General features: G+C 58.4%; 13 protein-coding genes and 1 pseudogene. 8 read left to right on the forward strand and 6 right to left on the reverse strand.

Annotated elements, in window-relative coordinates; genetic code table 11:
* Nucleotides 1-393: pseudogene (locus H6F57_RS27450) on the forward strand (IS701 family transposase); the annotation flags it as partial.
* A gap of 48 nt (nucleotides 394-441) precedes the next feature.
* On the opposite strand, the gene H6F57_RS04805 reads toward H6F57_RS27450, so the two are convergent.
* Together H6F57_RS04805 and H6F57_RS04810 are read right to left on the reverse strand one after the other, a co-directional pair.
* Complete coding sequence (locus H6F57_RS04805; RefSeq protein ID WP_190628066.1) at nucleotides 442-1107, reverse strand: SDR family oxidoreductase; 666 nt, start codon at nucleotides 1105-1107, stop codon at nucleotides 442-444.
* A 73-nt stretch (nucleotides 1108-1180) separates the two neighbouring features.
* Nucleotides 1181-1873, reverse strand: coding sequence for a DUF2834 domain-containing protein (locus tag H6F57_RS04810; protein WP_190628065.1), 693 nt, complete (start codon nucleotides 1871-1873; stop codon nucleotides 1181-1183).
* A gap of 346 nt (nucleotides 1874-2219) precedes the next feature.
* Between H6F57_RS04810 and mtnA the strand changes: the two genes are divergently transcribed.
* The 4 genes from mtnA to H6F57_RS04830 all read left to right on the forward strand — a co-directional run bounded on the left by mtnA (nucleotide 2220) and on the right by H6F57_RS04830 (nucleotide 4960).
* On the forward strand, nucleotides 2220-3269 hold the full coding sequence (gene mtnA / locus H6F57_RS04815; protein WP_190628063.1) for an S-methyl-5-thioribose-1-phosphate isomerase: 1050 nt from the start codon (nucleotides 2220-2222) through the stop codon (nucleotides 3267-3269).
* A 114-nt stretch (nucleotides 3270-3383) separates the two neighbouring features.
* Nucleotides 3384-4100: a hypothetical protein gene (locus H6F57_RS04820; RefSeq protein WP_190628061.1), complete on the forward strand. Its 717-nt coding sequence runs from the start codon at nucleotides 3384-3386 to the stop codon at nucleotides 4098-4100.
* Nucleotides 4097-4321, forward strand: a complete 225-nt coding sequence (locus tag H6F57_RS04825) for a DUF167 domain-containing protein (protein ID WP_190628059.1) — start codon at nucleotides 4097-4099, stop codon at nucleotides 4319-4321. The genes H6F57_RS04820 and H6F57_RS04825 overlap by 4 nt, the downstream gene beginning before the upstream one ends.
* 12 nt (nucleotides 4322-4333) lie before the next feature.
* Nucleotides 4334-4960 carry a molybdenum cofactor guanylyltransferase gene (locus tag H6F57_RS04830; protein WP_190628057.1) on the forward strand — a complete coding sequence of 209 codons (627 nt, stop codon included), beginning with the start codon at nucleotides 4334-4336 and terminating at the stop codon, nucleotides 4958-4960.
* Between the two features lie 16 nt (nucleotides 4961-4976).
* Here H6F57_RS04830 and H6F57_RS04835 read toward each other — a convergent pair whose 3' ends face one another.
* Nucleotides 4977-6485, reverse strand: coding sequence for a hypothetical protein (locus H6F57_RS04835; RefSeq protein WP_190628055.1), 1509 nt, complete (start codon nucleotides 6483-6485; stop codon nucleotides 4977-4979).
* A 401-nt stretch (nucleotides 6486-6886) separates the two neighbouring features.
* Here H6F57_RS04835 and H6F57_RS04840 point away from each other — a divergent pair, with 401 nt between their 5' ends.
* Both H6F57_RS04840 and H6F57_RS04845 read left to right on the forward strand, forming a co-directional pair.
* Nucleotides 6887-7621 (forward strand): rhomboid family intramembrane serine protease, encoded by a 735-nt coding sequence (locus H6F57_RS04840; protein ID WP_190628054.1) that lies wholly within the window; start codon nucleotides 6887-6889, stop codon nucleotides 7619-7621.
* Between the two features lie 383 nt (nucleotides 7622-8004).
* Nucleotides 8005-8565, forward strand: a complete 561-nt coding sequence (locus H6F57_RS04845) for a pentapeptide repeat-containing protein (protein WP_190628052.1) — start codon at nucleotides 8005-8007, stop codon at nucleotides 8563-8565.
* Between the two features lie 8 nt (nucleotides 8566-8573).
* Here H6F57_RS04845 and murQ read toward each other — a convergent pair whose 3' ends face one another.
* Genes murQ through H6F57_RS04860 form a run of 3 tightly spaced genes read right to left on the reverse strand, consistent with a single transcriptional unit; the run spans nucleotide 8574 to nucleotide 10889 of the window.
* Nucleotides 8574-9518: an N-acetylmuramic acid 6-phosphate etherase gene (gene murQ / locus H6F57_RS04850; RefSeq protein WP_190628050.1), complete on the reverse strand. Its 945-nt coding sequence runs from the start codon at nucleotides 9516-9518 to the stop codon at nucleotides 8574-8576.
* Between the two features lie 43 nt (nucleotides 9519-9561).
* Complete coding sequence (locus H6F57_RS04855) at nucleotides 9562-10476, reverse strand: DUF4870 domain-containing protein (RefSeq protein ID WP_190628048.1); 915 nt, start codon at nucleotides 10474-10476, stop codon at nucleotides 9562-9564.
* Nucleotides 10477-10487: 11 nt separating this feature from the next.
* Nucleotides 10488-10889 (reverse strand): DUF3110 domain-containing protein, encoded by a 402-nt coding sequence (locus tag H6F57_RS04860; protein WP_190628046.1) that lies wholly within the window; start codon nucleotides 10887-10889, stop codon nucleotides 10488-10490.
* A gap of 253 nt (nucleotides 10890-11142) precedes the next feature.
* On the opposite strand from H6F57_RS04860, the gene H6F57_RS04865 reads away from it, so the two are divergent.
* Nucleotides 11143-16653 (forward strand): translocation/assembly module TamB domain-containing protein, encoded by a 5511-nt coding sequence (locus H6F57_RS04865; protein WP_190628043.1) that lies wholly within the window; start codon nucleotides 11143-11145, stop codon nucleotides 16651-16653.
* The last annotated feature ends 23 nt before the right edge of the window (nucleotides 16654-16676 follow it).

Raw genomic sequence — 16676 nt, forward strand, 5'->3', positions numbered from 1 at the left:
AGCAAAAATGAACTCGGATGGGCTGACTTTCGCGTGACTGACTATGCTGCGATTGAAAAGTGGTGGGAGATTGTCATGAGCGCCTATTGGATGGTCACCTTGCACACGCCACCGATGCGTCCTGACGGGATTAGTCCCCCAGGACGAGATGACTCCGGTGTGGTCTCGTCGTTTACCCAACATTCAGCCTGGGATGCAGGGAATGGATGGAAGAACTGGCTCAATAACCTTCGCCTCATTCTGTTGCCCTGAGTGAGTTCGAATCTGCTCCAACCTTGGCTGGAGGTGTTCCCCGTTCCTCAGTTGGAAAAAGGTTTTCAGGCGCTCATTGGGCTTATGAATCTGTTTCCAGGCGCGTCTCTACCGACCTCACAACTACTTTCCTCCGTCTAGAGTCATTGAAGAGCGATAACTCCTGACCTAGATAAGAAGGATTTTTATCTACCAGGGCAATACTTCTCCATTCGAGTGCCAGAAGGTGCCGGAGTTTTCCAGAGTTAGCTCGTCGATGCGGGCTAGCAGACCTTTGACCGATTCTTCTGGAGTGATGCCGCTATTGGTAAAGCCCGTCATGCGGGTCTGCACCAGTCCTGGGTGCAAAATTGCCACGGCAATGCCTTTGGGATGGAGGTCGTGGGCTAACGACTTGCCCGCCATCGACAGCGCCACCTTCGACATGCGATAGCCGTAGGAGCCACCGGAGGTATTGTCGGCGATTGACCCCATGCGGCTGGTCATAATTGCCACCTTTGACCCATCGCTCAGCTGAGGCAGCAGTGCCGCTGTCAGCCGTAGCGGGGCGATCGCATTCACCTCAAACTGCCGCCGAATGCTGTCAAAATCCAGATTGTCTAGGGTGACGCGCTCCACAATACCGGCATTGTTGATCAGCACATCGATCGCGGTGCCCTTGAGCCGCTGGGCCAAATCAGCGACGGCAGCCTCATCGGTGAGGTCAATGCCCGTTTCTAGCGGCACCCCCAGGGCTGTTAGCTCATCCGAGGGCTGACGGCAGACGGCAATGACGCGATCGCCCCGCTGCTGGAGCTGCCGACAATATTCGTAGCCAATGCCGCGATTGGCACCGGTAATCACATAGGTAGCCATAGGATATCTTGAGGACGACTGAGCGTTGGTAGGCCAAAACGGCCAAAGCTACATCAACTGGATCAAAAACGCATCATAGAGCCTCGAAAAAACTGCTGCTGCTGACCGTCTCTTGGGTTGACGCTAGGGTGGGCAGCGCCGGCCGCCAACACAGATAGAGCAATGGGCCAAACAATGGAATCAAGGCAATCACCCAAAATCTCTCGGGCCGATAAACCCCTCGTCGCTGCATGTCATCGTCAAGCAGCGACGTCAGCGGAAAGATCAGACCCATCAGGCAAAAGTCTAGGGAGATCAAGTGCACAAAGGCGTAGCTGTGAAACTGTGCCACATAGTCGTTCCAGTCTCCAACAATAATCGAAAAAGCAATCAGCGCCAGGGTAGTCAACAACAGCACAACACCTGTAGAGCGCCGATCCAAGAGGTCAAGCCAGTAGTCTTTTTTGTCGCGAAAAGACTGGTTGCGCTGCCGCATCAGCAGGTAAGGGAGCAAACCAATCACTCCACTTAAATTTGAGGCAATAAAAAAGGGCCATGCTGGAAAATTCTGCATGCGACCATCGGCAAACATCAAGCAGGCATAGATCATCGGCCAGACTCCCATCATCCAGAAGATGGCCATGAGATAGGCATTGATTTCGCCCCACTGCAACGTCACTAGGTTGTGGGCAAAGAACCAAGTGAACGGTTGATCGAGCGGGGCCAGCCAGAGGGTATAGCCTACAAATCCAATCCAAATTGTCGCCAGTAGCAATCGCCTTACCATACGCTCTTCTCCCCAAAAACTAGAGGCACAGTTTGATCGTGAAGCAGGCCAGGGAGGCTTGTGCTCTCCCAAGGTAAAGGAACTGAGGTATGGCAAAAGACCGAAAATAGAAAAGCGAAGAATGAAAAAGATCCCAATAAGCTTGGATCTTGCCACTTTGGCTTATCCTCACCTAGGCTTCGCGGGCTGTGCGCCGTGCCCCAACAGCGGTGATCTACAGACAGAGCCGACCAATTAGCCACCCATCCGCTGGTTCACAGATGGTGACTGCATTGACAGGGGCTCAGAAACTCCCATACTGAATGTCATTGGCTGAGCGGCTGCCCTTTATTGCGTCGAAACTGTGATGATGGCTCCTAGCGATACCCACGTTTATCCGGTGGTGTGGCAAGACGATCACCTGGTGCTCATTGACCAGCGACAGCTGCCGGAGCGCTACAACATTGTGTCGATTCGCCGCTGCGACGATGTGGTGCGATCGCTGCGATCGGGCATTGTCCAGGGCGGTTCGGCCATGGGGCTCGCGGCCGCCTACGGCTTGTACTTAGGGGCGACCGAAATTCACACCGACGACCCCATTGCTTTTTGGGAGCGGCTGGAGGCGATCGGCGACCAGTTTAAGCAGACCCGGCCCGACAAGGCCCACCTCCAGTGGGCGATGGAAAGGATGCTGGCGGTGGCTCACCACTCCAGCGATGCTATTGAGGTGGTCAGGGGTCAGCTCTTAGCCCAGGCTCAGGCAATGCAGGCAGAGGATTTTAGTCTGTGCCACGCTATTGGCGACCACGGCATTGCGGTGCTGCCGGAAAGCCCGGCGAAGCTGACCCTACTGACCCACTGCAACCATGGGGCGCTGGCGACTTCGGGCTATGGCACGTCGTTGGGTATCATGCGATCGCTCTGGCAAGCGGGCCGACTAGAGCGCATCTATGCCGCCGAAACCCGACCAACCTTTCAAGGCTCGCGCCTCACCGCCTGGGAGTGCATACAGGAAGGCATCCCCGTGACGGTAGTGACCGACAGCATGGCGGCCCACTGCATGCAGCGGGGGCTAATCCACGGAGTGCTGGCCGGGGCCGATCGCATTGCTGCTAACGGTGACACCCTGAGCAAAATTGGCACCTACAGCTTGGCCGTGATGGCCAAAGCCCATGACATTCCCTTTGTGGTGGCGGCCCCGGTATCGACCATCGACCTCACGGTTGCCAGTGGAGAGGGCATGGCGATCGCAGAACACCCCCCTGAGGAGATTTACCAAATGGGCGATCGCGTCACGTCTCCCAATGGCGCAGAATTTTATAACCCCGCCTCAGACATTACCCCAGCTCGTTTAATTACGGCGATCGTGACTGAAAAAGGAGCCTTTGCCTCCCATCAGCTGGAGAGAGCCAGCTAGCTTTAGCATTGTCTAGACAACCAATCTTTTCTTCTCGATTAAAAGCCAAACATTGAATCACCATTATGATTAAGGGCATTATTGCCCCCTGCCCTGTTTTCGTCATTCCTAACCATGCCCATCCCGCGCCCCTCAGCCAATGTGTCTCGGTATTTGCTGACGGTTATTGCCATTACCACTGCCATTCTCGCAGCACGGTTTTTCATTACTTGGGCGGCGGAGGCGTTTTTGCACCCCATTCCGATTTTGGGTGGCTGGCTCAAAAGCCTTGAAATTGTTGAGCTGAGCGTCGTCATATTATTTGCTTTTTTGGGCTGGGGGCTGGGAGCAGCCTCTCGTCACTTGGTCGCCAAAACCTCCCTAGCCATTAAGTCGATTGCGTTGGTTGTAGTGCTACCGCTGGTGTTTTTTAGCAGCTACTGGCTGCGGCATCACCTGTGGCTGAGCCAGCTTACCGCTGAGTCAAACCTGTCTCGCCAAGAAATTACGGCGCTGGCCAACCAAGCGCTCGCCAGCGAAGGCGGCAGTCAGGGATTTTGGGGCTACTACACCACCACGACTCGCATGCCCATCCTGCCTGCCACTGTGTCCGAGCTACAGCGCATGGTTGAAGACCAAAAGTGGTTTCGTTCTGAGCTCACCCGCTTCAGCGGTATTGAGCCAGGCGTATTTTCAATGATTTTTGACGGGGCCGGATGGGGTATTCGTCTGTTTTATATGGTCTTAGCCTTTCTCACTGGGGTCATCTACTTCTCTAAGGGCCTGGTTTGGGCCGATGCCGCCCGGCTGCGCAAGGTTGCCCAGGGTGCCATAACTCAGAGCAAAGCATGACGGTGCTGACAGTGCGGGTGAAGCCCAACGCCAAGCAGCAAAAAGCTATCTGTCTCGACGACGGCAGCTGGCTACTCCACCTCAAAGCCCCACCTCAGGATGGCAAGGCCAGCCTAGAGCTGATTGTCCTGCTAGCCCAGGCATTGGGGATTCCCAAAACTCAGGTACACATTAAATCGGGGCACACCGCCCGCATTAAGCGAGTCGAAATTGATGCTTAGGGCCGAGATGAGATGACCTCCCTGGCTACCGTGATTTTGGCGGGGGGCCGCAGCTCGCGGATGGGGCACGACAAAGCTCTGATCGCAGTTGGTGAAGAAACGCTGATTCAGCGCACCTGTCGGGTCGCCCTGCAATGTAGCGATCGCGTGTATATCGTTACCCCCTGGCCCGATCGCTATCAGCCTGCTTTGCCCAATACGGTCGGTTTTATCGCAGAGGCCACAAGTCCAGGACAAGCCGGTACTTTTCAGGGGCCGCTGATGGCGCTCATTACAGCCCTAAGCGTTCTGCGAACCAAACAGGAGGATCCACCGGCCTGGGTGCTGACCTTAGCCTGCGATATGCCCAACCTTTCGGCAGCGGTGCTAGCCACCTGGCGCGACGAATTAGACCATCTGGAACCGCAACACTTAGCTTACTTACCCAAACGCCAGCAGCGATGGGAACCGCTGTGCGGGTTTTATCGAGTTACGGCGTTAGAGTCTTTGAAGCAGTATGCGAGTACCGGCGGGCGATCGCTGCAAGCCTGGCTGAATCAGCAGGCGATCGCCCCTATCCCGGACATCGATGAAGCCATGTTCGCCAACGTCAACACGCCCAGCGATCTAGCCGAGTGGCAGAAAACCAAGGACTTCTAGCGCTGTCCCACGGTGATCACTCTCCGACTGAAGGTGAATCGTCAGAGCTTTCCGTCTCAGCTTCAGTTGGGGTGTCGGCCTCGTCGGGCGACTCGGCCTGGGGCCAGGGAATGCGGCGATCGGCAGCTATCAGCCGGGCCATCTCCCGCGCCCCATAGAGGTTGACATGGCTGGGGTCAGCAAACAGGTGAGACTGCCAGCGCCACTCCTCTAACCGATCTACCAGGGTAAAGGCACCTTGGTTAGCCCAGGTCTGCAAAAACCGTTGAAACTGCCGCTCGTAAGGCGTACGTGCCCCGTCTAGGTAGTCGTTACTCAGGGGCAAATTCACAAACACTAATGGAATGCCTTGGCTCTGCAAAAACTGAGTCATCGCCGCCAAAGACAGGGTCTGTACCCCCTCAAGGCGAAAGGCGCGGTAGGAATCGTCGTACTGGCCGCGCACCCGAGGAAAGCGGCGGTAATAAGTCGTCGGGTTGAACTGATCGTTAACGGCTAAAAAACCTTGGGAGTTGATTGGGGTCAGCGGTACCGTTCCATAGCTTGCGACGGCTGTTTCAGAGGCAATTTCTAAAGCGTCGTCGGGAGTTTTAGTAGATTCTTCAGCGGCTTCCTCAGACTCTTCAGCAGACTCAGTCCCATCTTCAACGACTGGTTCAGACGCTTCAGCTCCTTCAGAATCCTCCGCGGTTTCAGGAGATGCGGCGGTTTCAGTAGACGCCTCGGCGAGATCTTCGGGGGCAGAAGCCAGAGGGGCCTGTGCTTGCAGGGTCAACTTTGCTCCCTCCTGCACAGCGGCGTAACCTGGAGATGCCAAAATTTCGGCAAAGGTGCGGTCAAATCGGCCGCTGTTGAAGGCGCGGGAGCCTTCAGCCCAGACAATGAGTCGAGGGTGCAGGTCGGTACCCAACAGTTGCCGGGTGACAAAGCTCACCACCTGGGCCGTGGCACCGTTAACGCTAAAGTTGTACACCCGCAGACCGGGGTAGCCTTCCACCGCTAGCGCCTGTTGTAGCACCTGGGGGTCAATGCCTTGTAGCGATCGCGAACTGCCCACAATCAGCACGTCCGGCGGTCCCTGGGCTGCAACATAGGCTCGATACAGGCTGACCTGCTCGTCTAGCACATCGCTGCCCAAGGCCGGGAAAGCACGGGGTAACCCCTGCTGCTCGGCTTTTTGGTAAGCCAGCAGCAAATTTTGCCGATATTCGCGAGCCTTGCGCTGGCTAAAGACATGGCGGGGATCATCGGCAGGGAGAGTTTGCAGCAGAGTCAGCGATCGCCCCCAAGCCCCGGCCACCTGCTGCCACTGAGTCGCAGTCGCAGCAGTTGCCGCTAGCTGGCTGGCTCGGTTGGCCTCACTGATAGCCCCATGCCAAGGGTCAGCGGGCACCGCTGCCGCCGCTTCGCCGTTGCCAGCCTTGGGCATGCCTTGCGGGCCAGGAGCGCCAATGCAGCAGGAGAGCAGCGTGCCCAATGACAGCGACACCACTAGCCCAGCGCGAGAAGTGAAGAGTTTAGTCATAGCTGTTTGAGGGCATGATGACGAAGGGTAGGACCAGGAAATAGTGCTGTGCCCCAGCCCCTAATCCCAGTGTAGAAAATTGTGTTGCCGAGCAGACAGCAGTCCCTCTGGATCGTCGGCTCTATACCTTTGCCCAAAACGGACAGTGAGAGCAGGTTTTGTGCCCTTCCTGAGTTTAGCTATCTATGTCGGTGGCCAGCGATCGCATTCTCAAGCCTCCCATTCAAAATCTAAGTAGCTTTCAGGCACGGCAACTACGGCCCACGATCACCACATACCGGGCTAATTCTGTTACCGGCAGGTCGCTAGATCTGACGCAAAGGCCAACCAGAGACAGATTTTCATTTCCTAAACACTCTGTAATAGTGTCTTTGTCTCCAGCACTATTTGCGAGGTAACTGGTGGTACCCCTAAAAGACTACAACCCAGGTCAGCGTACTCCCTACGTCACCTACGGACTAATTGCGCTCAACCTAGTCATTTTTGTCTATGAGCTCAGCCTGCCCGCCTACGGATTGACTGATTTTTTTCACAGCTGGGCCTTGGTGCCCGACGAGCTTTCTACTAGCCTAACCACGGGAGTATCGGCCCCCAACGCCGAAGAATGGCTGACGATAGTGACCAGCCAGTTTCTCCACGGTGGCTTTTTGCACGTGGCTGGCAACATGCTCTACCTGTGGATTTTTGGCAACAACGTCGAAGACCAGATGGGGCACGGGCGGTTTTTGGTGTTTTACCTGCTGTGCGGCGTGCTGGCCAACCTGGCTCAATGGTTCTTTGCTATGGGTTCAGAGATTCCGTCTTTGGGGGCGAGTGGCGCGATCGCCGGTGTCATGGGAGCTTACATCTTTCGCTTCCCAGAGGTGCGCATTCTCACTTTGGTACCCCTAGGGCCGTTCCCTCTACCGCTGAGAATTCCGGCTTTGTTTTACCTGGGCATTTGGTTTGTGCAGCAAGCCTTCTACGGCGTCGCCAGCCTCGGAGCCCCGGCCATGATCGGCATGGAAAGCGGCGGCATTGCCTACTGGGCCCACGCTGGCGGCTTTGCCATTGGGGCACTGGTCGGCCCCCTGTTTGGTCTGTTTAGCCAGCCTGACAGGATAGAGGTTGTCGCTGAGACGCCCGGTGCTGAGTAGATCCAGCGCCGAATAGGCTATAGGAAAGGTAGGCAGAGGTAGAGGCAAAAACCGTGTGAACTGGCTCAAAACGAGTCTTTTATCCGCTAACGCAGGTTCACCAATCCAGGCCAAAGCGCCCTGCCGAGCAACGCCTCCTAAAGCTTTCTCTCAAACCCAAGACAACCAAAGCTCTTTGCCGATTTCAAGATACTGACAGCGTCTGTGGCAGGGGTCAGCGTCTTTCGCTGTGCTTGCAATTGAAATGAGTAATTGTTACATTAATTTACAATAGCGTAACAATTAGCAACGTATTGAGTCTTGAGCCGCAAGCGTGTGAGAAATCAGCTGCCCTTGAGCGGCAAAAACGGTTGGAGTGTTGTCTGATGGGTAAAAACAGTCCTATGGATTCTCAATCCATCACCATGGCCCAGGTATTGGATCTGTATGCCACTGGTCGCCGCGATTTTAGCCATCTCGACTTCCATGAGGCATGGATGCCTGGATTAGAGCTGCCCGGCATCGATCTGAGCCAGGCCAACCTAGTCTCGATCAATCTACACCGGGCCATGCTGGCCGGGGCTAAACTGGGCGGCTGTAATCTGTGGCGTGCCAATTTGGAAGATGCCGATCTGGAGGATGCTGACCTAGCTCGGGCGGTTTTGATTCGGGCTGAGCTCAGCCGGGTCAACCTGACGAGGGCCAACCTGCGCTGTAGCGACTTACGCCTGGCCACTCTGCACTACAGCACACTGATCGGCGCTGACCTACGCAACGCCAACCTCAGCTACGCCGATTTGCGCGGTGCCGACTTTACCAAGGCTGACCTGCGTGGTGCCGACCTCACCGGCGCTAACCTGCGGGGTACGACCCTGGGGCTCGCTCAGATTGAAGGCACTTGCTTCGATCGCGCTTGGTTAGACGAAGCCGAACCGCCTCACCCCGAACTGTTCTCCAAGGTTTAGGCCTCGCCTCACCCCTCAGCACCAGCGGCCAAAGCTTGCCGCAGCTGCCCCTGGTGCTGGGCTAGGCGCTCAGCCGCCGCCTGGGCATCGAGGTTGCCTAGGTGCATTGTCAGGGCCAGTTTGACCTGCTGGTTGCTGCGATCGAGCAGGTCAGCGGCGGCCTCACGATCGAGGTCAGTCAGGTCGCAGAGAATGCGCAGGGCGCGATCGCGCAGTTTGGTATTGGTCACCGCCACATCGACCATGCGATTGCCATAGACTTTCCCCAGGCGCACCATCACCCCCGTCGAAAGAATGTTGAGGGCCATTTTTGTGGCGGTGCCTGCCTTCAGCCGGGTCGAGCCCGCGAGCAGCTCTGGGCCGACCAGCAGGCGAATGTCAATGTCGGCCTCGGTGGGCACCTGGTCAGCGGGCACGCAGGCCATAAACGCTGTGGTAGCACCGCGCCGATTGGCCGCGGCGATCGCCCCCTGCACGTAGGGCGTCGTGCCCCCAGCAGTAATGCCCACCACTACATCGTGGGATTGCACGTTGCGCTCGGTGATTGCCGCGGCCCCGTCTTCGGCAATATCCTCCAGTCCCTCAGAGCTTTTTACCAGCGCCCCGGCTCCCCCCGCGATAATGCCCTGCACGAGATCGGGCGGGGTGCAAAAGGTGGGCGGGCACTCTGCGGCATCGAGCACTCCCAGACGACCGCTGGTGCCCGCGCCCACATAAAACAGTCGCCCCCCCTGCCGCAGCGACTCGGTAGCGGCATCGATCGCCGCCGCGATCGCCTCCCTAGCTCCGGCGATCGCGGCTAGCGTGTGCTGGTCTTCGCGGTTAAACAGATCGACCAGTTCCAAAACGCTGAGCCGATCGAGCTGAGCGCTACGGGGGTTGGCTTGCTCGGTTAACAAGTGGCCGCGATCGGCAGGGTTGACAAGGGAAGAATTGGCGGTCACAGGCAGCATCCAGAAAGCATATACATTGCCGCCAATGTAAGGGATGGTGGGCCTAGCGCACAAACCGAATCGCTACCCCATAGCGGACGGGCTTGCCCTCGGCAGCCTGAGTCGCCGATACAATGCAGCTGACGATTTCGATCAGGGCCAGGGGCACCACCAGCAAAAAGCCCACCAAAATAAACATCAGCGCAATGGTCACGATCCAAGCAATCAGCATCGTCAGCTGAAAGTTCAGGGCCGCTTTGGCCTGGCTCTGCACAAAGGCAGCATTGGGGGCAGCGTCGGGGTTAGATGAAGGCCCCGTTCCTTTCACTAAAAGCAGCGCTAGCGGTGCCACCACCCGCCAGGGCAGCAAAAACGAACTGCCCCAAAACAGCGGCCATCCCCCTAGCCACTGACTCCCGATCGCCAGATAGCTCACCAGCGGCACCAGGTGAGTCAGCACGACCAGGGTTGCGTCTGACAAACCCGCCTTGTTCTTGCCGAAATCAGAGGGCGATCGCGGCAAGCTGTCCGTAGACGAGGGAACCGCTGCCCCAGCCGAGGAATCGTGAGACAGTACCGCTGGCCCAGCGTTCTCTGCGGTAGCAGGTGGAGGCAATGTCGCGCCGCCAGCGCCCTCAGCTGCTCCAGCCTGAACTTGAGCATCCGTTTGGCCAGACGCGCCCTTGAGACTAAAGGATTCTTGCCAGTCGGCGGTGTCAGCACCGATGCGTCGCCCAGAAACCCGCACGCTATCAATCGGGCAAGTTAACCCCAGGCGCATCATCCCCCGGCGAATGTGAGGCACCACCAGATTTTGATGGATATCGGTATCGGCCTCCAGATCGAGGTGGAGCGTGGTGCCCCGCCACTGGCCACGAGCGACCACACCGGTGGCCAAAGAGGGAGTCAGCAAGTGGGCGATCGCGCGGGCATCGCCCTGGCGGGCCTGGGCAATCAGGGTTGAGATCGGAGTTGACATGGCCCGTGACCCTAGAGCAGTTTCTCAAGCTGCTGGCGCATCCGGTCTAGCTCAGCTTGAGAAAGCCCGTTGTCGTCGGTAGACGGAACACTGTCGGCAAGCGGAGCAACGGCGTCAGGATTGTCGGGGTCCCAGGTAGTTTGCTCGAGGGTTTGATCAGGGGGAACCGCCAAAGTGCCTTCAGGTACCAGGCGATAGCCGTACCCAGCCGATTCGCAAAACTCTTCAATTTCAGCCTGGTCAAACCCCTCCACGGTGGCCTCTGGAAAATCTTGGGCCTCCAGCATCAAGGCATAGCGGATGGCGTCGTCCTCATGCTCAAACATCAAGATGATGTTCTCCCCGTTCATGGTTTCGGCATGAATGCCCTCGTTGTCGGTGCGGGCATTAAACAACAGCACGTACACCACCATGGCCCTATCTCGCTAACAGCATTACTTGTTTACTGTACCGGGCCGTTGCCTCGCGAACAAAGCAGCCTCAGTGGTCGTCTACGGTTTGAGGCTCTCAGTTGAGTGACTGAAGCTGAACGATTCAAGTTTCCTCGCGATCGGACCCAGCAATTTCGCTACAGACAGCGCCGACCATTAAGTTCGTTGGAAGTGGTAGGCAGAAAGCGGGGAGTTCATTACTATTGTTGGGTGTTCTGCGGTGGCGTAAACGGGTATGACCCCTTCTCAAGAACCAGAGCCTTCTCAGGAACCGGAATCTCAAGAGCCGGAGTCTTCTCAGGAACCGGAATCTTCTCAAGAGCCGGAGTCGAGCGGCAGCGGCCGTTGGCTGACAGCGGGCCTGTTGCTGGGCACGCTGCTGGTGTTGGGAGGTGCAGCAGCGCTGGGGGGCTGGCTATGGAGCCGCAATAACCTTGTGCCCTTGCTGGCCAGGGAGCTGTCGGAAGCCCTGGAACGCCCGGTAGAGCTAGGGCCGGTAGAACGGGTGGGTTTATCGGGGGTGCGGCTGGGGCCATCTAAAATTCCACCAACACCGACAGATCCAGATAGCCTATCGCTGGCAGCGGTAGAGGTGCAGTTCAAGATATGGGATTTGTGGCGGCGGGAACTGCCCCTCACTGTGACTTTTGAGAAGGGAGAGCTGTACCTAGAGCAGAATGCCGAACGCGAATGGTTTGATCTGGATCTAGAACTATCCGATCGCGATCCGGAGCGCGATCCCTTCATCAATGTGAATCTCGACCAGCTCTACGTCAAAGATTCTCAGCTGACTATGGTGCCCTACGTACAGGGTGATGTTGAGCCGGTGCGGGTGGCGATCGAAAACTTGCAGGGCCAGCTAGACTTCAACGAAACGTTCATTGAGGTACCAGGGGATCCTAATTCACCCCTTGAAACTCGGCAGCTCGACCTAAACCTCAGCGGCGAATCCACCCAGGGAGGCGACTTGGATCTCACCGGGTCGGTGCTACTGCCGCCGCCCAAAGAAACCCCCAGCGAAAGCGCCGATTCTCCGGTTGATCCGACCGAGGTACCTGGCCCTGGCCTGCAAGCCAATATTAATTTACGCACCCAAAAGGCCCGAACCACCGACGTCATGCCCTTGGTCGACTCCTTTTTGGAGGAGCCTCTGCCGGTGCAATTTCCCACTGGCGTGGTCAGTGGGCAGGTCGATATTGAAAGCGGTGTTGGCATCCCCACCAACATCGTCGGTACAGCCCGGGTAGAGGAGGGCAGCGTAGTTCACCCCATTCTGCCCGAGCCCCTACAAAATGTTCAGGGCGACGTACGCTTTCGGGGCCGCACCTTTAAATTTGAGAATGTCACCACCAGCATGGGCGACCTAACCGCCCGCGCTGGGGGCAGCCTCAACTTAGATGAGGGCTACAACCTCAGAGGCCAGGTCAACCCATTTACCGTAGCCCAGGCCTCTGAACTGCTGGACAGAAGTTTGCCGGTAGAGGCCAGTGGCGTCTTTGGGGCCGACGTTACCATGACTGGGCCCTTAGGCAAGCCGGTGCTAACTACCGAGCTGATCTCCCAAGATCAAATCATCGTTGATCGAATAGCTTTCAGTGAAGTCAGGGTCACAGGCACCCTGCGATCGCCCAACCTAGCGATTGATCAACTCCTGGCAGTGCCAGTCGGGGGCGGTGCTCTGACCGGCAGCGGCGTTTTTACCTTTGGCGAACCGGGGCGGCTGGTGCTGGCACTAACGGGCGATCGCATTCCCGCCGACACCATCGGCCAGGCCTACGGGCTGTCTGACCGGGTAGCCTTAGGGCCAGTATTTTTTGACGCTGATATCGCTGGTCCCGTCAACCAGCTCGTCGGCACGGCCAGCTGGCGCGCCCCCGTGGGCGACTACCCAGCCCAGGGCAATCTCCGCCTGGTGGGCAACCAGGTGCGCTTTACCGATACCTTTGTGCAGGTGGCTGGGGGCACTATAGCGGGCGATGGCCTGCTCGCCAATGGTCAGTGGAACGCTGACCTCCGGGGCCAGGGGGTACAGCTCGGTCGCTTGGGGGTCGGGGTTGACGGGGTGGCTAGCGGCACTGCTCAGCTTTCAGGCACCCTAGACAATCCTGGCCTGGCGGGTATTCGGGGCCAGGGCAATGGCGCGATCGCTCTGGCTGGCGGCGGCACCGTGCTCACCGACGTGAGCCTGGCGGGTGGCCAGTGGAGCGCCAATGTCCAAGGGCGCGAGCTGCAAATGGCGGCCTTTGCTCCCGATCTCCAGGGCACCGCTGGGGGCAACTTTCGCTTTACGGGCAGGACTGACAACCTCACCTTGGCCGGAGCGCGGGGGCAGGGGCAGCTCGTGCTTTCGGATGGACTGGCTACCGCTGCCTCCCGATCACCTCAGCTCGCCCAGATGCGCGGCCCCCTTACCGCCGACCTGGTCTGGAACGGCCAGACGGTGCTTGTGCAGCAGGCCAGCACCAGAGGGATCCAGGCCAACGGGTTTATCACCCCGCAGCTTAGTGGCCCTGGAGCACCTGCGATCGCCAACCTCGATCTCAACCTCAACGCAGATAACTTCAGCCTGGCGGCACTGCCCGTGCGCCAGGTGATTCCCCTGACAGGCAACGCCTTCTTTAACGGACGGTTGCGCGGTCGTCCCGGCGCGCTGGCCTTTAGCGGCGACGCCTCTCTGGTGGGGCTACAGGCGGGCGATCTGGCCTTTGCCTCTCCCCTCAGCGGCCCTGTCACCTACAACCAGGGCGGCGCACTGGCGGTTGATCTAACAGGCGGTGGCGATCGCGTCTATGTAGCCAGCGCTGGAGGCGACCGCGACCTAGCCTTTGAGATCCGCAGCGGCGAGGCCCTGGCCGAGGGCTACACCCGGGGTGACGAGCTCTACGCCACCGTCGAAAATTTGCCCCTGGGCGACCTCCGCTTGCCCCAGGCTGGCATCAACGGCATTGGCACTGTGAGTGGTCTAATCAGCCGGGCCGAAATTGTCGCCAACCTGCGGCAGCCCACCCTGCGGGCCACCTTCGACGTGCAAGACCCCAGCATTGGCTACCTCAGACTGCCCAACGAAATCACCACCGTCGCCATTGACCCCACTGCCCCCGAGCGCCCGACCGAGTCGACTCGCTATGGTCGGCTGCGGGGCAGCGTTACCTACACCAACAACGTCATCAGTCTAGCTGGGGTCGTGCTGGAGTCAGCCTCTGGGCTTAGCCGCTACCTGGCTAGCGGCACCTATACCCTGGGCGACCAGCCCCAGATCAACGGTGAACTTGTGGTTCACAATGGCCAAATTCAAGACGTTCTCCAAACCCTGCTGATTTTTGAGCAGGCCGATTTTCGCTTTAACCCGCTTCGACCCCCCGAGTGGTTTCGCCCCGCCACTCCAGCCGATTTGGCTTCGCTGGAGGAGGTGCAGCCCGTGGGCGATCGCAACGCCAGCCTGCTCGATCAGCTCCGCCGTCTAGCCGAAGTGCAAGAGCTCGAAGATATGCTGGCAGACCAGGGCGAAACCGCTACCCTGCCTCCCCTCGATGAATTTGTTGGCAACTTCTCAGGCAAAGTGACCGCCAACGGCACCGTGCCCGACAGCCTCAACATCACTTTCGACCTGGCCGGAGCGGACTGGGTCTGGGGCAACGCCGACGGCAGCAACGGTGCCACCTACCGCATCGACGAAGTTATTGCCAAGGGCAGCTACCAGGACAGCGTCATTCGTCTCGAGCCGGTCAGCCTGCGCTCTAACTTCACCGATTTTTCCGACACCACCCAGCAGGGTGTAGCGCTGGCCACTCTCAACGGCGACTTTAGCCTGCGCCCCGACGACCCCGTAGCCCGCACGCTGCGTCTGGAGGTGAGTAATGTGCCCATCAACGCGCTGCGCCAGCCCTTGCGCCTCCCCGACAACCTCGACGGGTTGGTCAACCTGGGGGCCACCCTCACCGGCACCCTGGCTGCCCCCCAGGTACGCGGCCAGCTGGCGGTCAACGAAGCCACCATCAACCGCAACGCCATCGATTTGGCCACCGCCAACTTTCGGTACGAAAACGCCCGCCTCAACCTGATCAGCCGGGTCGCCATTGACGAACAAGTCGACCCGCTGCGGCTGGTGGCCAGTGTGCCTCTGCCTCTGCCCGGCCTACAGCAACAGCCCGAAACCGATACGGTTGACGTTTCCCTTAGAGTGCGCGATGAGGGCTTTGCCCTGGTCAATCTGTTCACCCGCGCCATCACCTGGGAGTCAGGCCCAGCCAGCCTCGACCTAGCCGTTCAAGGGCGCTGGCCCGTCAACCAGCCCATTCAGGAGGCCCTGACCACCCTCAATGTGACCGGCAATGCCAACCTTGAGGGTGTCACCATCAGCTCCCGCAGTCTAACCGAGCCCCTCACCAATATTCAGGGCCGTATCGACGTGCTCGAAGGCCCTGACACCATCCGCGGCAACTCTGTCTACACCAACGGTTTAGTGCTCGCCTTCCAAAACTTAGAGGGCGACTTTAGCAACGGCAAGGTAACGGCCGGTGGCAACCTCAAGCTGCTGCCCTCAGTGCAAGACTTAGCCCCTGGGTTATTTGACACCCGCACGCCCCTAGAGGATGGTGGCACTTCCCCACAAGGTGACAACCCTTTCCGCGTTACCCTCGACAACATTGCCCTTGACCTGCGTAACCCAGCCGGCACCTATCGGGGTCGCGTCGATGGCAACGTTGTTGTCGACGGCAGCGTCTTTTTGCTGCCGCCCCTGGTCTATGGCGAAGTGAAGCTATCCAACGGGCTGCTTACCTTGCCCGATACCAGCTTAGGGGAGGGCACCGCAACTGGCTTTGCCTCGACCTCAGAGCCCAGAATCTTTGACCCGATTCCGCCAGTGCTAGAAGACTTTAAGCTGGTGCTGGCTGAGAATGTGCGGTTGGCTGTCCCTGGCATTGTGGATGTGAGGGCCGAAGGTACGCTAGACCTGATGGGTACTGTCCCCAACATCAGACCCGATGGTCGCATTAATCTACCTTCGGGCCGCATTAACCTACTGACCACCGAGTTTCGTCTCACAGGCGATCAAAACTATGCTGAGTTCAGCGATCTCGACGAAACCATCGACCCCTACTTGGTGGCCAACCTATCGGCGGCAGTGCCCGATAGCGCTGCGGCTGGCAATGCCCTGGCTGTAGCCACCCCCTTCCCCCGTAACGAAATTAGCGTATCTCGCATCGACCAGCTGGGTATCACCCAGGCCGGGGTGCAGACCGTGCGCATTCGCGCCAGCGTCAACGGCCGTGTTAGCCGCGTAGTGAATTTGCAGGGGGTAGAGCTATCTAGTACCCCACCTCGCTCCGAGGGTGAGATTGTAGCCTTGCTCAGCGGTGGCCTCCTGGCGGCGCTTGAATCCACCTTGGGCAGCGTGTCAGGCGGCGGCGATGGGTTCCAAGGTCTGCTAGCTTTTGCGGGGTCGGCCCTGCTCAACAACCTGCAAAATCTGCTGGGGTCAGGGCTAGATCGCACCGAGCTACGCCTGTTTTCGGCCTCGCCACCGGGGCAGCAGGCAGGTGCCCTCGACATTGGCGGCGAGATTGGCTATAACTTTTCTCCCAGTATCTCGGTGTCGGTGCAAAAGGTATTTACGAATGTTACTCCCGCCGTGTTTAGCGTGCGCTATCGCATCACCGACCAGATCACCATACGGGGTATCACCAGCTATGAGCAATTCAATGAAAACACTGGCGCAGTTGTAGAATTTCGATTTCAGCCTTGAGCTCAGGGGCAACGCCCCTAGGC

It is taken from the genome of Leptolyngbya sp. FACHB-60, assembly GCF_014695775.1.
Classification (GTDB): Bacteria; Cyanobacteriota; Cyanobacteriia; order Phormidesmidales; family Phormidesmidaceae; genus Nodosilinea.